The sequence below is a fragment of the Corynebacterium sp. KPL1814 genome (assembly GCF_000478175.1).
Taxonomy (GTDB): domain Bacteria; phylum Actinomycetota; class Actinomycetes; order Mycobacteriales; family Mycobacteriaceae; genus Corynebacterium.
Genome location: NZ_KI515776.1, coordinates 12,662 through 27,119 on the forward strand (window position 1 = coordinate 12,662; position 14,458 = coordinate 27,119).

Sequence of the window (14,458 nt, forward strand, 5' to 3'; positions counted from 1 at the left end):
GGAGGGTACGTTGCGTCAAGCAACCCCACCACAGTACCGCAGATGACCGGCGAAAAGAAATCTATCCCGTCGTGGTGGAGGCAAAAAAGATAGCACACGTCGCGGGAATGAGGGTGAGAAAAACAATGGCGAGAATGCCCAAGAAGATGGGCCCGCGCTTATCGTCCCTGTTATGAAACAGCCAAAAGGCCGCCATGACGCAGATAAAGCCTAACAAGATCGACGCCATGCCAATTAAGGTCACAATCATTGAAATACTCCCGCCACTGGGTCGCGGCCCTGATGCGCCGCACGCACTTTATCTTCTGTCTTATTCCACATTTGCCGCAGCACAATCACCGCCATCGCGATGATGAATCCATCGCGCACGAGGATCGCCACATCCAAAAGCTCGTGTGGAATGCCCTTATTATCAATGCCCAGCATGTGCCACATAAGCAGGGGCCATACGAGGGCATCGGCAAGCGCCCAGCCCAAAACCAACCGCCAACGCGGCACGGCCAAGGCCGCCGGGACCACCAGCCAGAGCGAATACTGCGGGGACCATACCTTATTGACCAGCAGGAAGGCCGCAATGATGAGGAATACCAACTCTGCCACCCGCGGGGTAAGCGGGCTGCGCCAACCGGCTAAGGCAATACCGGCGCACAAGAGGAGGAATGCCACGAGGGAGAAGGTATTCAAAAAATTCTGGCTGAAAGAAATGCCCAAATTCCGGCTAATCAGGGCATAGAAGGTGGTCCATTCCGCGCCGCGCTCCTGGTTCAGGCGGAAAAATTCCGCCCAGGCGGATGGGTATTTCAGGGCGACGGGAAGGTTGACCACGAGCCAGGCAGCGGCCGATGCGACGGTCACCTTGGTAAAAGCGTCCCAGCGGCGATTGCGCCAAGCAAGGACGAAAAACGCGCCAAGCAGGAATACCGGCCATAATTTGAATGCGGTTCCAAGCCCGATGAGGATGCCGGCGAGCCAAGGGCGGTGGCGGCTAATGGCCAGTAGCGCGCCGACGGCAAAGGCGATGGCTGGTATATCCCAATTGCTAAAGGCGTGGACGATAATAAGCGGGCTGGCAGCTACCAGGATGGTGTCCCACGTGCGATTTCCCACCAAAAGGTAGACCATGTAGATGACGCCGACCCAGATGCAGGCTATGACCATGGCGGTGAGCCCAAAGTACCAGCCAGCGGCGGGCACCCCGGCCCATTCCACGAGCCCATAGGTATGGCGCGCAATCCAGCCCATCAGGCCTTGGAACATGCCCGCCAATACCGGGTATTCCATGTAGCGGGTCAGGCCATCTTCCTGCCAGGAAAAGGCGTAGGGAAAGCCCGGTTGATCTAAACCGCGGCCTTCATAAAGCGGGACGATGTCGTTATAGCAAAAAGAGGTGTACTGCCGGTTAGCGGACCAATCCAGGTTAATGGTGCCGCCTTCGCCGCGGGTCCCACCAGCGCAATTCGCCTTGGATAAGAACCCGCCGGCTAAGAAAACCCAGGCCACCGCGATCAATGCGCGCAGTGGGGTCCACCATTGCGCGCGGCTACCCCGGGCAAAGCGTCCCCTCGGCCCGCCCAGGAACTCGATGACGCCTCGCGCCATCGGTTCGTCTGCGGCGGACAAGCGCTGGTCTTGGCTCACGCGTACCGCTCCTTGCTTAGCCTAAGAGGTCAGCCAGACCGCCTTCGCGGTCAAGGATGTCATCTAAAGACGGAGCTTCGGGTGGGGCTGGCTCGTTATTGCCGCCGCCATTTCCCCTATTGCCCTCGTTTCCCCTATTGCCGCCGTTTCCGTTATTGCCGCCTTGGGTCTCCGGCTGCTGCGACGGGGCATCGCGACCCGCATCCGGGCTTTCCGCAGGAGCTGGGCTGGCCTCTTCTTCAGGGGCGCCATTTTGCGCTGGACCAGTGTAGTTCTGGGTACTTTGCCCGCCGGCGCCACCGCCTGGGTTATAGGCCGGAGCGCCACCGCCGGCAGAAACCGTGCCGAAGCGGACGGGGTAAGCCGAGGGGAATTGCTGGAATTCCTGGTCCGCCAAGGAGTTATCCAACACGGACTTCCAGATCTTCGTCGGTGCGCCAGCACCGTACATGATGCCGCCATACTGGTCGAAGATAGCCGAGGTGTTATCCGCCGTACCGACCCACACGGAGGTGGCAAGCTGCGGGGTAGCACCTACCATCCACGCATCCTTGTTAGTTCCCGAATCACCCAGCTGGGTCGTACCGGTCTTGGATGCCGAAGCGCGTCCGCCCGCCAGAGAGCCGTTGGACCATGCCGCCACCGGACCCATGGCCTCGAGAACGTTATTGGCCACATTGGAAGAAACGCGGCGCTCGCCCTCATCGTCTGGGTGCTCATACAGAACTTCCCCGGCGGCATTTTCTACGCGCTGCACAAAGTGCGGGTTGTGCCAGACACCCTGGTTCGCAAGGGTGGACATCGCGGTTGCCATGTCCAGCGGACGGGACTGGTACTGGCCCAAGACCACGCCTTCGAAAGGCTGCTTGCCCTTTTCAGTCAGCGTCTCTTCGATACCCGGAAGCGAGCGGGCAACGCCCAAAGCGTGGGCCATATCCGCGGTGTCTTGGGTACCGTTTTTCAGATCGCTCTGCAGACGCAAGTAGGAAGTGTTCAGGGACTGCTTGGTGGCCTCGCGCAGGTCGCACACGCCGCAGCCGCCGCCTACGTTGGTGACCAGATCGGAACCCGGCAGCTGGTACGGCGCCGAGGAGTAGTTGGTATCCAAGCTAATGCCCTGCTGCAGTGCAGCGGCAAGCGCCATGATCTTGAAGGTCGAGCCGGTCTGCAGCGGGGCGTTGGCGTAGTCCCAACCGTTGGAATCATGCCCGCCGAAGTAACCGCGCACCGCACCCGTCTTCGGGTCAATGGTTACAGAGGCCGCGCGCGCATCCTCTTGCAGCGGCGCCAACTGGTCATCGACTGCCTGCACTGTATTGTTTTGCACGTTCATATCGATGGTGGTGGTAATGCGCAGGCCACCGGTAGAGACCTGGTTTTCCGAAATTCCCACCTCTTCAAGCTCGCGGATGACCTGGTCCTTAATGTGACCATTAGCGCCCGGGGCTTCCGTATATGCCGAATACTCAGAGGGGTCGCGCGTCTCCGGGAAGACCATCCCATCGCGCTCTTCCTTGCTGAGATCGCCCATGTCCACGAGGCCATCAAGCACGTAGTTCCACCGGTTTTCGGAACCTTCCTGGTTCACGCGCGGGTCCAGACCAGACGGCGACTGGATAAGGCCGGCGAGCATAGCACCTTCCTCTGGAGTGAGGTCCTTGGCGTCCTTATCAAAGTAGGCATTGGATGCAGCCTGGATGCCATAGGCATTGCGGCCGAAGTAGACCGTATTCAGGTAGGCGTTAAGGATGTCCTCTTTTTCCCACTCGTTGGTCATCTTGATGGAATAAATGAGCTCGCGCGCCTTGCGCACGTAGGAGTATTCGTTGCCCACCAGGGTGTTTTTCACGTACTGCTGGGTAATCGTGGAACCACCACCGGCGGTGTCATTGCCGGTGACCTTACCCAGTACCGCGCGGCCCAAACCGGTGAAGGAAAAGCCAGAGTTATCCCAGAAGTCGCGGTCCTCGGCGGCGAGCACGGAGTCCTGCACAAAGTCGGGTACCTCATCCAAGGTCACGTGCGTGCGGTTGCCTTCCGGCGGCACCAAGCGCGCCAGCTGGGTGTCGTTATCGGAGGCATAGATGGTTGAGACCTGGTTATTGGCCAGCTCTTTGGGCTCCGGAACGGTGTATTGCGAATAGGCATACGCAAAAAGGCCTGCAGGCAGTGCCACAAAAACCACTAGGAGAGCCACAACGACCCACGGCCAGATGCGGCGCTTTTTGGGTTCTTCGCCTTCTTTACGGCGGTCCACCTTAGTGGACTCGCCAGTAGATTCCTTCTCGGTCACTGATTCGTGTCCTCATTCATCCCTGGTAACAATCTAAATAATTGCAGCTTACTGCCTAAGGCGGTGCGTCGAAAACTAACACGCGTTAAAAGCCGTTGCAGAACGCAACAAATGATTCCAGCGGCAGTGCCGGCAGACCTCCACCTCGTGCACGGTAAATTCCAGGCCTTCGCCGACAAATTCCGCTATTTCTTTCTCGCTGCGGGCGCTCCCGGCGCGCCGACCCAGGCTCTCGCCGTACACCCACCGGGTTAGGCGCAGGTTCTCCCCGCAGACCGGGCAAGGCTTATCCATGGTGCGCCCGTGGTGCTCGGCGGCGGCCCGGAGGAGGAAGTCCGCGTCACACACCTCATCGCGCCCCAAGTGCCCGGCGCGGTATTCGCGGACGTGTTGGGTGCGCTCCCATTCGTGGGAAAGCTCGTGCTTAAAGGCAACGGAATTCACCCGCATTATCTTAATTTCCTCTTCTTGATCGATCCATATGCCGTCGTGCTACCACCAGGCATAATTTCTGGCCTAACGTTGCGCAGGCACCACACAGCAACGAATTTATAAAGGAGCATAGTGTGTCTGACAAAGTAAAGGTCGCCATCGTCGGCGTCGGCAATTGCGCCACGTCCCTTATTCAGGGCGTGGAGTTTTATCGCAACGCCGCAGCAGAGGAAAATATTCCTGGCCTGATGCACACCCAGTTCGGGCCTTACCACGTCGGCGATATTGAGTTCGTCGCGGCCTTCGACGTCGATGGGGACAAGGTGGGCAAGGATCTTGCGGAGGCTACCCGCAGCTCCCGCAACTGCACCATCACCATCGCAGACGTTCCAGACCTCGGGGTCACCGTTCAGCGCGGCCCCACCATGGATGGCCTGGGGCGCTACTACCAGGAATCCATCACGGAATCGGACGAAGCTCCTGCCGATGTCGCAGCTGCCCTCCGCGAGGCCGGCGCCGAGGTTGTTGTTTCCTACCTGCCGGTTGGTTCCGAAGAAGCGGATAAGTTCTACGCCCAAGCCGCCATCGACGCCGGTTGCGCATTTGTGAACGCCCTGCCGGTCTTCATCGCTTCTGACCCAGAGTGGGCTAAGAAGTTTGAGGACGCCGGCCTACCCATCGTGGGCGATGACATCAAGTCCCAGGTTGGCGCCACCATTACCCACCGCGTTTTGGCAAAGCTTTTTGAAGACCGCGGCGTGCGCCTGGACCGCACGATGCAGCTCAACGTGGGCGGCAACATGGACTTCAAGAACATGCTGGAGCGCGAGCGGCTTGAGTCTAAGAAGATTTCCAAGACCCAGTCCGTGACCTCCAACGTGCACAACTCCCCTATCGCTGGCAAGCGCGCAGACCGCAACGTCCACATCGGCCCGTCGGACTACGTGGAGTGGCTGGATGACCGCAAGTGGGCCTATGTCCGCTTGGAGGGTTCTGCATTCGGCGAGGTCCCGCTGAACCTGGAGTACAAGCTCGAGGTCTGGGACTCCCCTAACTCCGCCGGCATCATTATCGATGCCGTCCGTGCCGCCAAGATCGCCTTGGACCGCAAGGTTGCCGGACCGGTACTTTCCGCTTCCTCCTACCTGATGAAGTCCCCTCCAGTGCAGAAGGGCGACGATTTCGCGCGCAATGAGCTGGAAGATTTTATTAAGGGAAGCTAATTTTTTCGTCGCGATACTACCGCCAGACGGTAGGGCACGATAGAATTTAGTTTTATGACGCAACACCATGATGAGACGGCCCCAACGAAGTCCCCGTCCGACTACGAGGACGCGGTAGAGGTAGCGCGGGACATCCAACCGGCGCTCAATAAGTTAATTCTTATTTTCCAGCGCACCGCAGAGGGTTCATCGCTGACTACCTCGCAGGTCTCCATCATGAACCAGTTGCGCTTGCGCGGGCCTTCCCGCGTATCCACCATTGCCCAGGCGGAGCTTATCCGCATGCCCACCGCATCCAACGCGCTCTACCAACTAGAGCGCCGTGGGTTCGTGGAACGCCACCGCGATGAGGAAGATCGCCGCGGCGTGCTGGTCGCGCTCACCCAGCTGGGCGAGTCCGAATTGTCCATAGTTTCCGGGCAACGCGCCGCGGCCCTTGCAGAGATTATGCGGTGGCTCGAGCCCGAGGACTTGGCCACCGCGCGCGAGATGGGTGCGGTCATTTCCAAGCTTGCGGATGTATACCGCCCCACCATGGATAGCGAGTAGCAGGCTTGCGGCCGCATGCAATTTTAGTTTTGCGGCCACAACAGACGATAATGAGCCTTAGTACTCATTAAGCTTTCGCATACATATTCATTCTATGGGCAAAAAATCTAAACAACCGCTGCTGCCGACCCTGCACAAGGGCTCGGCCGAAGAGCCGTTGCGCATCCTCATTTCTTGGAGTCCTTCCTCTTCCGGTACGGAACCCCTCGACTTCGCCGCCTGGCTATCGCGCACCGCGGTGATTGAGGTGCGCGTTATTTCCACGGTTTTCCAGCCTTGGACCACGACGTCTTTGTCCAAGCTGGGCGGGAAATACAAGAAGTGGTTTAAAGAACAGAAGCAGGCGTGCGCTTCTGCCACCGCCGCAGCCCTGACGGAGGCAGGTATCCCGGAAAAGTACTGGGATGATACGCCCTCCGTGCTTGTCGATGGCCCCTCTCGCCCCCAGCTCCTTACTGAGATGGCCCAGGATTTTCAGGCCGATATCATCCTGCTAGGCCCCAACCAGGCCGCGCCCAAGGGCCGCTTTTTCCCCGGCTCAACTGCGGATACCCTCCTGCACTACTCGCCGCAATCCTTAGGGCTTATCCCGCGCAAGGCCAAGTTATCGAAACACGGCGTGACCCGCTTTAATTTTGTCATTACGGAGCGCGGTGACCGTGCGGATAGGGAATTATTAGGCGCAGCCGCGCTGGCAGATCGCTGGGATTTGCCCCTGCGCATCTTGGCTTTCTCAGCGAATGAACTGCTGAATTCCCCGTCGAAGGATAAAAGCGATATTGCGCTCAAGCTCACTGCGGAGTGGCACGAGGATTCGTTGGCAATGCTCGACCGGGCTCGCGACCACATCCAAGATTTCTTCCCCGAGCTCGAGGTCTCCTCCGAGATCGGCTCTGGGGCCGGGTGGTCCGGTGCGGTTGATTCACTCAAGTGGAAAAAGGGCGATCTAATGTTGATGGCCTCTGCCCCTCAAGGGCCCATCGCGCGGGTCTTTTTGGGCTCTACCGCAACCGAGTTACTCCCTCATATTCGCGTACCGGTACTCATTCACCCCGCGACCGACTAGGCTTTAATGTATGAGCTCGCGCCCAGAGCACCCCGAAAACGACCTGACGACCGACGCCGATTATGCCAACCTGCGCCGGCCTGAGCCGCAAAGCTTCGATGATTTGGCAGACGAGCCCGATCCCGTCGAGGTAGCCGCCGCCAACCGGCGCTCTACCCGCCAAGCCATCTGGTACATGGTGTCCGTGCTGGTCATCTCCGCGCTGTACGGCTTCGGCGTCGCGCTCTTTTCGCGCCTTAGCGGCGGCCCACTGTGCGAGGATGGCACCGCAAGCTGGCTGTGCACCGAAGGTCACCGAATCTTCTTTGCCATTTCCACCATGATCATCCCACTGCTGGGCATGATTGGCTGCGCGATCATTATGGTGCGCAAGCTGCGCCGCTACCTTCGCTGGCGCAGCTGGATGGCGATCTTTTGGGTGGTGGCCTTCAACTTCATGATCTGGGCTATTAGCGATATTCAGCTGCTATTGGTGCGCTAACCCCACACCTAGCTGTCCAAGCTAGCTGGCAAGGCGAAGGGCCACTTCCTCACAATCCGGCCTCCCGCAATGCTGGGTTTCCACATTTTGGATGCAGTCATCACAGATGAGCACCTGCTGGCGGCACGTGTCTTCATTAATGCAGTTGTGAAAGGTATTAGTTCCCTTGCCACAGTGCACGCAGTGGCCCAATTGGATAAAGCCCGGATCCTCTAGTCCTTGGCCAAATTCCTGGTGCATGCGCTTGTCAAAGACGTACATGGAGCCTTCCCACAGCCCATCATTGCCGTACTTCTCGCCGTAGCGCACGATGCCGCCGTCGATTTGGTAGATCTCGTTGAAGCCGCGGTTCTTCATTAGAGAGGAAAGGATCTCGCACCGGATGCCGCCGGTGCAATAGGAGACGACCGGCTTGTCCTTCATCCAGTCATATTTGCCGGATTCCAGTTCCTCGATGAAGTCATGGGTGGTGCGCACATCCGGCACGACGGCATTTTTGAACTTGCCAATCTCGGCTTCCATGGCATTGCGGCCATCGAAGAAGACGACGTCATCTCCGCGCTCTTCTACCAGCTTGTTGACCTCTTCCGGCTTCAGGTGCGTGCCGCCGCCCACGACGCCGTTTTCATCCACCTTCAGCTCGCCCGGCGCGCCAAAGGCCACGATTTCATCGCGCACCTTGACCGATAGGCGCGGGAAATCCTCGGCTCCGCCATCGGACCACTTGAACTGCATGCGCTTAAAGCCCGGGTACTCACGGGTTTGGCGCACGTAGCGCTTGCAGGCATCCATGTCGCCGCCGACGGTGCCATTGATGCCGTGTTCCGAAATGAGGATGCGCCCCTTCAAGCCCAGGGACTCGCACAGGGTGCGCTGCCATAGCATGACGGCGGTGGGATCCTCGATGGGGGTAAAGCAGTAATACAGGAGAACTTTGCCGATAGTCACGCCCATAATCTTAGGCGCGCTACCGGCAAGATCCCCAATTCCTTAGCGCTTTTGGTAGAGCGCCTTCTTGCGGGCGAAGACCGGATCCGAGGTCACGAGCACGCCGAGGTTACGGAAGATTCCCTCATCCACCGAGCCCAGGATGGTGGTGGTGTGGACGTCGCAGCCGGCGAGTTCCTTGATCTGTTCCAGCGCCTTGCGGGCATCCTCGTCCTTCGCGGCGGATACGGATAGCGCGATGAGCACCTCATCGGTGTGCAGGCGGGGGTTGGAAGAGCCCAGGTGCTTCGTCTTCAGCGTTTGGATTGGCTCTATCGATTCCGGCGAAAGCAGGTGGGTATCGTCATCGATGCCGGCCAAGTACTTAAGGGCATTGAGCAGCATCGCCGCGGAGCAGCCCAGCAGCGGCGAGGTGCGGCCGGTGATGATGGTGCCATCGTGAAGCTGCATCGCGGAGGCGGGTCCATCGGTTTCCTCCGCGCGCTTGCGGGCCGGGCCAACCACAGGGCGGTCATCGGCTTTGATGCCGGCCTTCGCCATGACGACGGCGGCGCGCTCAGACTGCTCATCGCCCAGCCCGGCGCGGGCTTCTTCCACCTTGGCCTTGAAGTAGCGGCGGATGATTTCCTGTTGGGCGGCGGCGCGGCAGACCGCATCATCGGTAATGCAGTAGCCGGCCATATTCACGCCCATGTCCGTGGGCGATTCGTACGGCGTGGTGCCGGTGAGCTTTTCCAGCAGGGTCCGCAGCAGCGGGAAGGCCTCAACGTCGCGGTTGTAGTTCACCGTGGATTCGCCGTGGGCGCTCAAGTGGAAGTGGTCAATAATATTGGAATCGTTCAAGTCCACGGTGGCGGCCTCGTAAGCGAGGTTGACCGGGTGCTCGAGGGGCAGGTTCCAGATGGGGAAGGTCTCAAACTTGGCGTAACCAGCGTTATTACCGCGCTGGTGCTCGTGGTAGACCTGCGATAGTGCGGTGGCGAGCTTGCCGGAACCAGGGCCTGGGGCGGTGACAACCACCAAGTCCCGGGAGGTTTCCGCGAACTCGTTCTTGCCAAGGCCATCCTCAGACACAATGAGGTCCGTATTCGTGGGATAGCCAGGGATAACGCGGTGGCGGGCTACCTTGAGGCCGAGGCGCTCGAGCTTTTCGATGAACGCTTCTGCCTGCGCATTTCCGTCTTCCACCTGGGTCATGACGATGTTTTCAACCAAGAAGCCGCGGCTGCGGAATACGTCCACCAAGCGCAAGAGGTCATCTTCATACAGGATGTCTAAATCAGCGCGTACCTTGTGGCGGGCAATGTCTTTGGCGTTGATGCACGGGAGGATTTCAATTTCCTCTTTGATGCGCTCCAGCATGGCGATCTTGTTATCCGGGGTAAAGCCCGGCAGCACGCGGGAGGCGTGCATATCATCGAAAAGCTTGCCGCCCATTTCCAGATAGAGCTTTCCGCCGATTTCTTCGCGGCGGGCCTGGATGTGCTTTGACTGCAGCTCTATGTATTTTTCACGGTCAAAACCGATTTCATGCGTCATGATTTATCGACCCTTCAATAGAAATAAAATCAATCCGCGCTTCGAGTTTACTCTTTTTCATTCCCCGGCGCCACGCGCCCTAGTTGGGGTCGACCAACTATTTCACTACACTGAAGCTATGCCTGAAGGTCACGTGATCCACCGCCTAGCCCTCACACTCAACGCGGACTATCGCGGGACGCCACTCAGCGTGACCAGCCCGCAAGGCCGCTTCGCCACCGAGGCGGCCATTCTGGACGGTACAGAAATCGACCACGCAGAGGCCTTTGGCAAGCACCTCTTCGTGCACTTCACCGCCGCGGACCCGGCGCATATCCTCTATATTCATCTGGGACTCATCGGCAAGCTGAGCTTCGAACCGCGTGAGGAAACCCGCGGTCAGATCCGCATACGCATAGACAATGGGACGCAGGCCGCACAGCTGCGCGGGCCCCAATTTTGCCTGCTGCTCACGGAGGAGGACTACCAGGCCCGGCTGACCAAGGTAGGACAGGATCCGCTCCGCGCCGATGCCGACCCCGAAGCCCTGTGGGCCAAGGTGCACAAATCCCGCCGCAGCATAGGCTCCCTCATGATGGACCAGCACCTGTATGCCGGTGTGGGCAATATCTACCGCGCGGAGGCCCTCTTTCGCGCCGGCCTCTCCCCTTTCACTCCTAGTAAGGATGTTTCCCGTGAAACATTCTTCGCCATCTGGAAAGACCTGGTAGAGCTCATGAACTACGGCGTGGAGCACGGCCGCATCGATACCGTGCGGGCCGAGCACTCCCCCGAGGCCATGGGCCGCGACCCGCGCAAGGATGATCACGGCGGCGAAGTCTACGTCTACCGGCGCGCGGGCCTGCCCTGCTACGTCTGCGGCACGCCGATTGCAGAGCAGGTAATGGAGGGCAGAAACCTCTTCTGGTGCCCCACCTGCCAATCCGCTGCTTAAGGCCTATAGTGGCGGGCATGCGACCTGCCTATAGTGTATCCGCCGTTCGTTCCGCCGAGTCCGCGCTCCTCGCACAGCAGAGCCACGATGATGAGCTCATGCGCCTGGCCGCGCGGGGCATTGCCGCCACGGCGAAATCCATGCTGACAGGCCCAGCGCCTCGCCGCATCTCCATCCTGGCCGGGCCTGGCGGCAATGGCGGCGATGGCCTTTATGCAGGCGCTTTCCTCGCCGAGGAGGGCTATGGCGTCGAAGCAATCCTCGTCGCCGGTTCCGCGCACGACCCAGCGTTGCAGGCCTTTAAGGCCGCCGGAGGAACCATTACTGAGCAACCGCGCGCGGAGGCCACAGGTCTGCTTATTGATACCGTCGCTGGCCTCAACTCCACCCGCGGCCTCAGCGGTGCAGGCCTTGCCGCGTACCGCGCGGCCAAGCAGCACGATATCCCGGTGCTTTCGGTGGATATCCCCTCTGGCATCAATGCCGATACGGGCGTGGCCGCGGAGAATGCCGTCGAGGCAACGATTACCGTGAGCTTCGGTTGGGCGCGCGCCGGCCACATCTTCGCCCCGGAATGCGGCACGGTGGTCCTGTGCGATCTGCATCTACCCAACGGGCCGCGGTCCTTTGCGGAGGAACTAACGGCCTCGGCGGAGCCAGCGGGCTATATCGCCAACGAGCCCACCATCGATCTCCCCTTCCAGTGGCCCGCGGAGCCCGTGCTTGCCGATGCCCACTTGGGCCACGTCACCGCCCCCAAGCCCGTGGGCTGCACAGGGCCCATCGTGGACCCCACTCCCCACGCTTCGAGCACGAAATACACCGGCGGGGTCACCGCCATTTGCGCTGGCAGCAACGCCTATCCCGGCGCGGGCATCCTAGCGGCTACCGGCGCGGTGCGCGCGACGCCGTCCATGGTGCGGGTGATAGATAACGATGCCGTGGTCCCCCACTTGCCCGAGGTGGTTCCCCACCCGAGCGCCGAGGACAAGGTGCATGCCCAGGCGTGGGTGGTTGGCCCTGGCCGCGGCACCGATGAGGCAGCGGCCATCGAGCTCCGCGCCGTCTTAGATCGCGAGCTGCCCACCATCCTGGATGCTGATGCCCTGACGCTGCTCGCCCAGAGCGCTGAGCTGCGCGATCGCGTCCGCTCCCACCCGCGTATCATTCTTACCCCGCACGCCGGCGAGTTCCGCCGCCTCTACGAGGCCACCTTCGGCCGCGAGCTCGATCTCAGCGAGGGCGTGGGCCCGCGCCAGCGCGAGCTGGCCGAGGACTTGGACTGTTTTATCCTGCACAAGGGCCGCATCACCACGGTGACCGCGCCCGGCCAGGCCATCTACGGGATGAATGCCGGTCACTCTTATGCGGCCACCGCAGGATCCGGCGACGTATTATCGGGCATCCTCGGCGCCACCATTGCGCAGGTAGACCACGCGAAGGCCGATGCCGAGTACATCATTATGGAGATCCTCCACGCCGCCGCCCTACATCAACACGCGGCTGCCATTGCGGCGCATACCCCCGATGGTTTTGGCATTTGTTCCGCTTCCCAGATCGCCGCGGCGATGCCCCAGTCCATCGCCCGCCTGCTAGTTATGCACCGTTAACGTCCTGCTTGCTCACGCGGCCGTCTTTGACCTCGACCACGTGGTCGGCGAAGGTGAGCAAGGAGCGATCGTGGGTGACCAGCACGGTGGCGGTGTGCATCTCCTGGGTAATATCGCGCAGCAGGCGGATGATTTCCTGGGAAAGGTGGGAGTCGAGGGCGGAGGTGGGTTCATCGGCAAGCAGCAGGTTCGGCTCATCCATCAAGGCGCGCGCGATATTGACGCGCTGACCCTGACCGCCGGAAAGCTGACCGATGCGGCGATTGCCCATGCCCTTGAGACCAACGAATTCTAGCAGCTCATCGGCGCGATCCTTGCGCAGCTTGCGCCCGGCCATGTGGTCCATGATGAGCAGCTGATCGCGCACCTTGAGCGAGGACAACAGGTTGGACTGCTGGAAGATGATGGAGTTCGTGCCATTGACCTCGACGGTGCCGGAGTCCGGCGTGATGAGTCCGGCGCCCACGGAGAGCAGCGTGGACTTACCGGAACCGGACTCGCCCACGATGGCGGTGAGGGTATCGGAGTCGGCGCTAAAGGTGGCATTATCAAGCGCGGTGGTCGTCGTCGTGCCGTCCTGGAAGGTGACGGTGGCGTTGCGAATATCAAGGATGGTGGACATTTTAGGCATTTCCTCCCAATGCATCGAGGGGGTTGGCTTTGGCTACGCGGCGGGTGGAAACCAAGGCACCGGCCATGCCCAGGATCCAGATGCCCACCGCGGGAACGATGATGGTGCGCACGGATACGTCGAAGGGGACGGTGCCGGAGGCCAGCAGGCCAAGCAGCCAGCCGACGAACGCGCCGAGGATGGTGCCGGCTGCCAAAATCAGTGCGGCTTGGGCCAGGGCATCGCGCCGCAGGTAGCGCACCGAGGCTCCCAGGGCGCGCAGGATGGAAAGATCGCGGGTGCGCTGCAGGGTCCACACTGTCAGGAAGGCGACGGTGACTAATGCGGAGATGCCGTAGAGGAAGCCCTGCATGGTCAACAGCGAACCGCGCTCGGACTGATAAGCGGGCAGGCCGGAGAAGGAATCAGACATCTCGACCGAGCCGGGGACCTCTTCGGAGTGCAGGGCAACCGTGCCGACCACACCGTCTGGTGCGTGGCTCACCTTCTGCCAAGTCTGGGTAGATACCCATACCACCGGCGAGTGGGAAAACTGCGTTTCGGCAACGGTGCCCTCTACGGAAAGGTCTACCCCACCGATATTCACGGTGTCGGAGGCATCAATCGTGTCAGACAGGACGGCGCCATCTTTGGAGATGGTGGCGTTGGAATTAGGGATGGTCGTACCGGCCGGCAAGCCCATCACGCCTACCGCGCCCTCGCCCTCCAATTTAGTTTGCGCGGTGCCCAAGGCAATCGCATCGCCGGAAAGATCCTTCTCATGGATCTCGGACTCGTTATACGCGGGCTCTTCGGTAGAAAAGCTGACATAGGGGTGATCCTGCGCCACGGCCTCAAGCGCCGAGGTATTTTGCTTGGACAGGCCCTCCGTCAGGCCGGAAAGCATAACTAGGAGCAGGGTGATAAGCGCTACGGTGCCGCCGATGAGCCCGAAGCGGCCGCGCGCTGCGGTAATTTCACGAATAGCTAAGAACATACTTCTATAGTCCCTTTGTGCAGGTCAGAAGTAATCGGCGGCCTAGTTGAACCTCCAGTCAACCAACTGGTTGATCCCTCATCCACCCTCCGGCAGATACTGTAGAAAATGTGTTTTCTGGACAGAAATTATGGCTCT

At 60.3% G+C, this 14,458-nt stretch carries 14 protein-coding genes; 6 read left to right on the forward strand and 8 right to left on the reverse strand.

The features are described 5' to 3' along the window. Positions 1-61 precede the first annotated feature (61 nt). The 4 genes from HMPREF1257_RS06185 to HMPREF1257_RS06200 all read right to left on the reverse strand — a co-directional run bounded on the left by HMPREF1257_RS06185 (position 62) and on the right by HMPREF1257_RS06200 (position 4,381). A complete protein-coding gene (locus HMPREF1257_RS06185) occupies positions 62-250 on the reverse strand; it encodes a hypothetical protein (RefSeq protein WP_023024487.1) in 189 nt (62 codons plus the stop codon). Beyond that, positions 247-1,638 (reverse strand): glycosyltransferase family 87 protein, encoded by a 1,392-nt coding sequence (locus HMPREF1257_RS06190; protein WP_023024489.1) that lies wholly within the window; start codon positions 1,636-1,638, stop codon positions 247-249. The genes HMPREF1257_RS06185 and HMPREF1257_RS06190 overlap by 4 nt, the downstream gene beginning before the upstream one ends. A 16-nt stretch (positions 1,639-1,654) precedes the next feature. Next, the gene (locus HMPREF1257_RS06195) at positions 1,655-3,931 is read right to left on the reverse strand and encodes a transglycosylase domain-containing protein (RefSeq protein WP_023024491.1); all 2,277 of its coding nucleotides are present in this window, start codon (positions 3,929-3,931) and stop codon (positions 1,655-1,657) included. 75 nt (positions 3,932-4,006) lie between these two features. After that, the gene (locus HMPREF1257_RS06200; RefSeq protein ID WP_023024493.1) at positions 4,007-4,381 is read right to left on the reverse strand and encodes a DUF5318 family protein; all 375 of its coding nucleotides are present in this window, start codon (positions 4,379-4,381) and stop codon (positions 4,007-4,009) included. Between the two features lie 116 nt (positions 4,382-4,497). Between HMPREF1257_RS06200 and HMPREF1257_RS06205 the strand changes: the two genes are divergently transcribed. The 4 genes from HMPREF1257_RS06205 (at position 4,498) to HMPREF1257_RS06220 (ending at position 7,682) form a co-directional block, all read left to right on the forward strand. Then, entirely contained in the window at positions 4,498-5,586 is a 1,089-nt protein-coding gene (locus HMPREF1257_RS06205; protein ID WP_023024495.1) for an inositol-3-phosphate synthase, read from the forward strand. A 54-nt stretch (positions 5,587-5,640) separates the two neighbouring features. Beyond that, positions 5,641-6,135: a MarR family winged helix-turn-helix transcriptional regulator gene (locus tag HMPREF1257_RS06210; RefSeq protein ID WP_023024497.1), complete on the forward strand. Its 495-nt coding sequence runs from the start codon at positions 5,641-5,643 to the stop codon at positions 6,133-6,135. 94 nt (positions 6,136-6,229) lie between these two features. After that, positions 6,230-7,201 carry a universal stress protein gene (locus tag HMPREF1257_RS06215; RefSeq protein ID WP_023024499.1) on the forward strand — a complete coding sequence of 324 codons (972 nt, stop codon included), beginning with the start codon at positions 6,230-6,232 and terminating at the stop codon, positions 7,199-7,201. Positions 7,202-7,211: 10 nt separating this feature from the next. Next, positions 7,212-7,682 carry a hypothetical protein gene (locus HMPREF1257_RS06220; protein ID WP_023024501.1) on the forward strand — a complete coding sequence of 157 codons (471 nt, stop codon included), beginning with the start codon at positions 7,212-7,214 and terminating at the stop codon, positions 7,680-7,682. 21 nt (positions 7,683-7,703) lie between these two features. On the opposite strand, the gene HMPREF1257_RS06225 is transcribed toward HMPREF1257_RS06220, so the two are convergent. Next, positions 7,704-8,630: a rhodanese-related sulfurtransferase gene (locus HMPREF1257_RS06225; RefSeq protein WP_034659474.1), complete on the reverse strand. Its 927-nt coding sequence runs from the start codon at positions 8,628-8,630 to the stop codon at positions 7,704-7,706. Positions 8,631-8,672: 42 nt separating this feature from the next. Beyond that, positions 8,673-10,169 carry a DUF1846 domain-containing protein gene (locus HMPREF1257_RS06230; protein ID WP_023024505.1) on the reverse strand — a complete coding sequence of 499 codons (1,497 nt, stop codon included), beginning with the start codon at positions 10,167-10,169 and terminating at the stop codon, positions 8,673-8,675. Between the two features lie 118 nt (positions 10,170-10,287). On the opposite strand from HMPREF1257_RS06230, the gene HMPREF1257_RS06235 reads away from it, so the two are divergent. Both HMPREF1257_RS06235 and HMPREF1257_RS06240 read left to right on the forward strand, forming a co-directional pair. Beyond that, complete coding sequence (locus HMPREF1257_RS06235; RefSeq protein ID WP_023024507.1) at positions 10,288-11,103, forward strand: Fpg/Nei family DNA glycosylase; 816 nt, start codon at positions 10,288-10,290, stop codon at positions 11,101-11,103. A 17-nt stretch (positions 11,104-11,120) separates the two neighbouring features. Further along, positions 11,121-12,713, forward strand: a complete 1,593-nt coding sequence (locus tag HMPREF1257_RS06240) for a bifunctional ADP-dependent NAD(P)H-hydrate dehydratase/NAD(P)H-hydrate epimerase (RefSeq protein WP_023024509.1) — start codon at positions 11,121-11,123, stop codon at positions 12,711-12,713. Here HMPREF1257_RS06240 and HMPREF1257_RS06245 read toward each other — a convergent pair. Both HMPREF1257_RS06245 and HMPREF1257_RS06250 read right to left on the reverse strand, forming a co-directional pair. After that, entirely contained in the window at positions 12,700-13,335 is a 636-nt protein-coding gene (locus HMPREF1257_RS06245; RefSeq protein WP_023024511.1) for an ABC transporter ATP-binding protein, read from the reverse strand. The two genes, HMPREF1257_RS06240 and HMPREF1257_RS06245, sit on opposite strands and share 14 nt — an antisense overlap. Position 13,336: 1 nt before the next feature. After that, positions 13,337-14,320, reverse strand: coding sequence for an ABC transporter permease (locus HMPREF1257_RS06250; RefSeq protein WP_023024513.1), 984 nt, complete (start codon positions 14,318-14,320; stop codon positions 13,337-13,339). Positions 14,321-14,458 lie beyond the last annotated feature (138 nt).

Coding starts and splice junctions, on each gene's coding strand:
- HMPREF1257_RS06185 (WP_023024487.1), bottom strand. CDS start 250: ATGATTGTGACCTTAATTGGCATGGCGTCGATCTTGTTAGGCTTTATC.
- HMPREF1257_RS06200 (WP_023024493.1), bottom strand. CDS start 4,381: ATGCGGGTGAATTCCGTTGCCTTTAAGCACGAGCTTTCCCACGAATGG.
- HMPREF1257_RS06210 (WP_023024497.1), top strand. CDS start 5,641: ATGACGCAACACCATGATGAGACGGCCCCAACGAAGTCCCCGTCCGAC.
- HMPREF1257_RS06215 (WP_023024499.1), top strand. CDS start 6,230: ATGGGCAAAAAATCTAAACAACCGCTGCTGCCGACCCTGCACAAGGGC.
- HMPREF1257_RS06220 (WP_023024501.1), top strand. CDS start 7,212: ATGAGCTCGCGCCCAGAGCACCCCGAAAACGACCTGACGACCGACGCC.
- HMPREF1257_RS06230 (WP_023024505.1), bottom strand. CDS start 10,169: ATGACGCATGAAATCGGTTTTGACCGTGAAAAATACATAGAGCTGCAG.
- HMPREF1257_RS06235 (WP_023024507.1), top strand. CDS start 10,288: ATGCCTGAAGGTCACGTGATCCACCGCCTAGCCCTCACACTCAACGCG.
- HMPREF1257_RS06240 (WP_023024509.1), top strand. CDS start 11,121: ATGCGACCTGCCTATAGTGTATCCGCCGTTCGTTCCGCCGAGTCCGCG.
- HMPREF1257_RS06245 (WP_023024511.1), bottom strand. CDS start 13,335: ATGTCCACCATCCTTGATATTCGCAACGCCACCGTCACCTTCCAGGAC.
- HMPREF1257_RS06250 (WP_023024513.1), bottom strand. CDS start 14,320: ATGTTCTTAGCTATTCGTGAAATTACCGCAGCGCGCGGCCGCTTCGGG.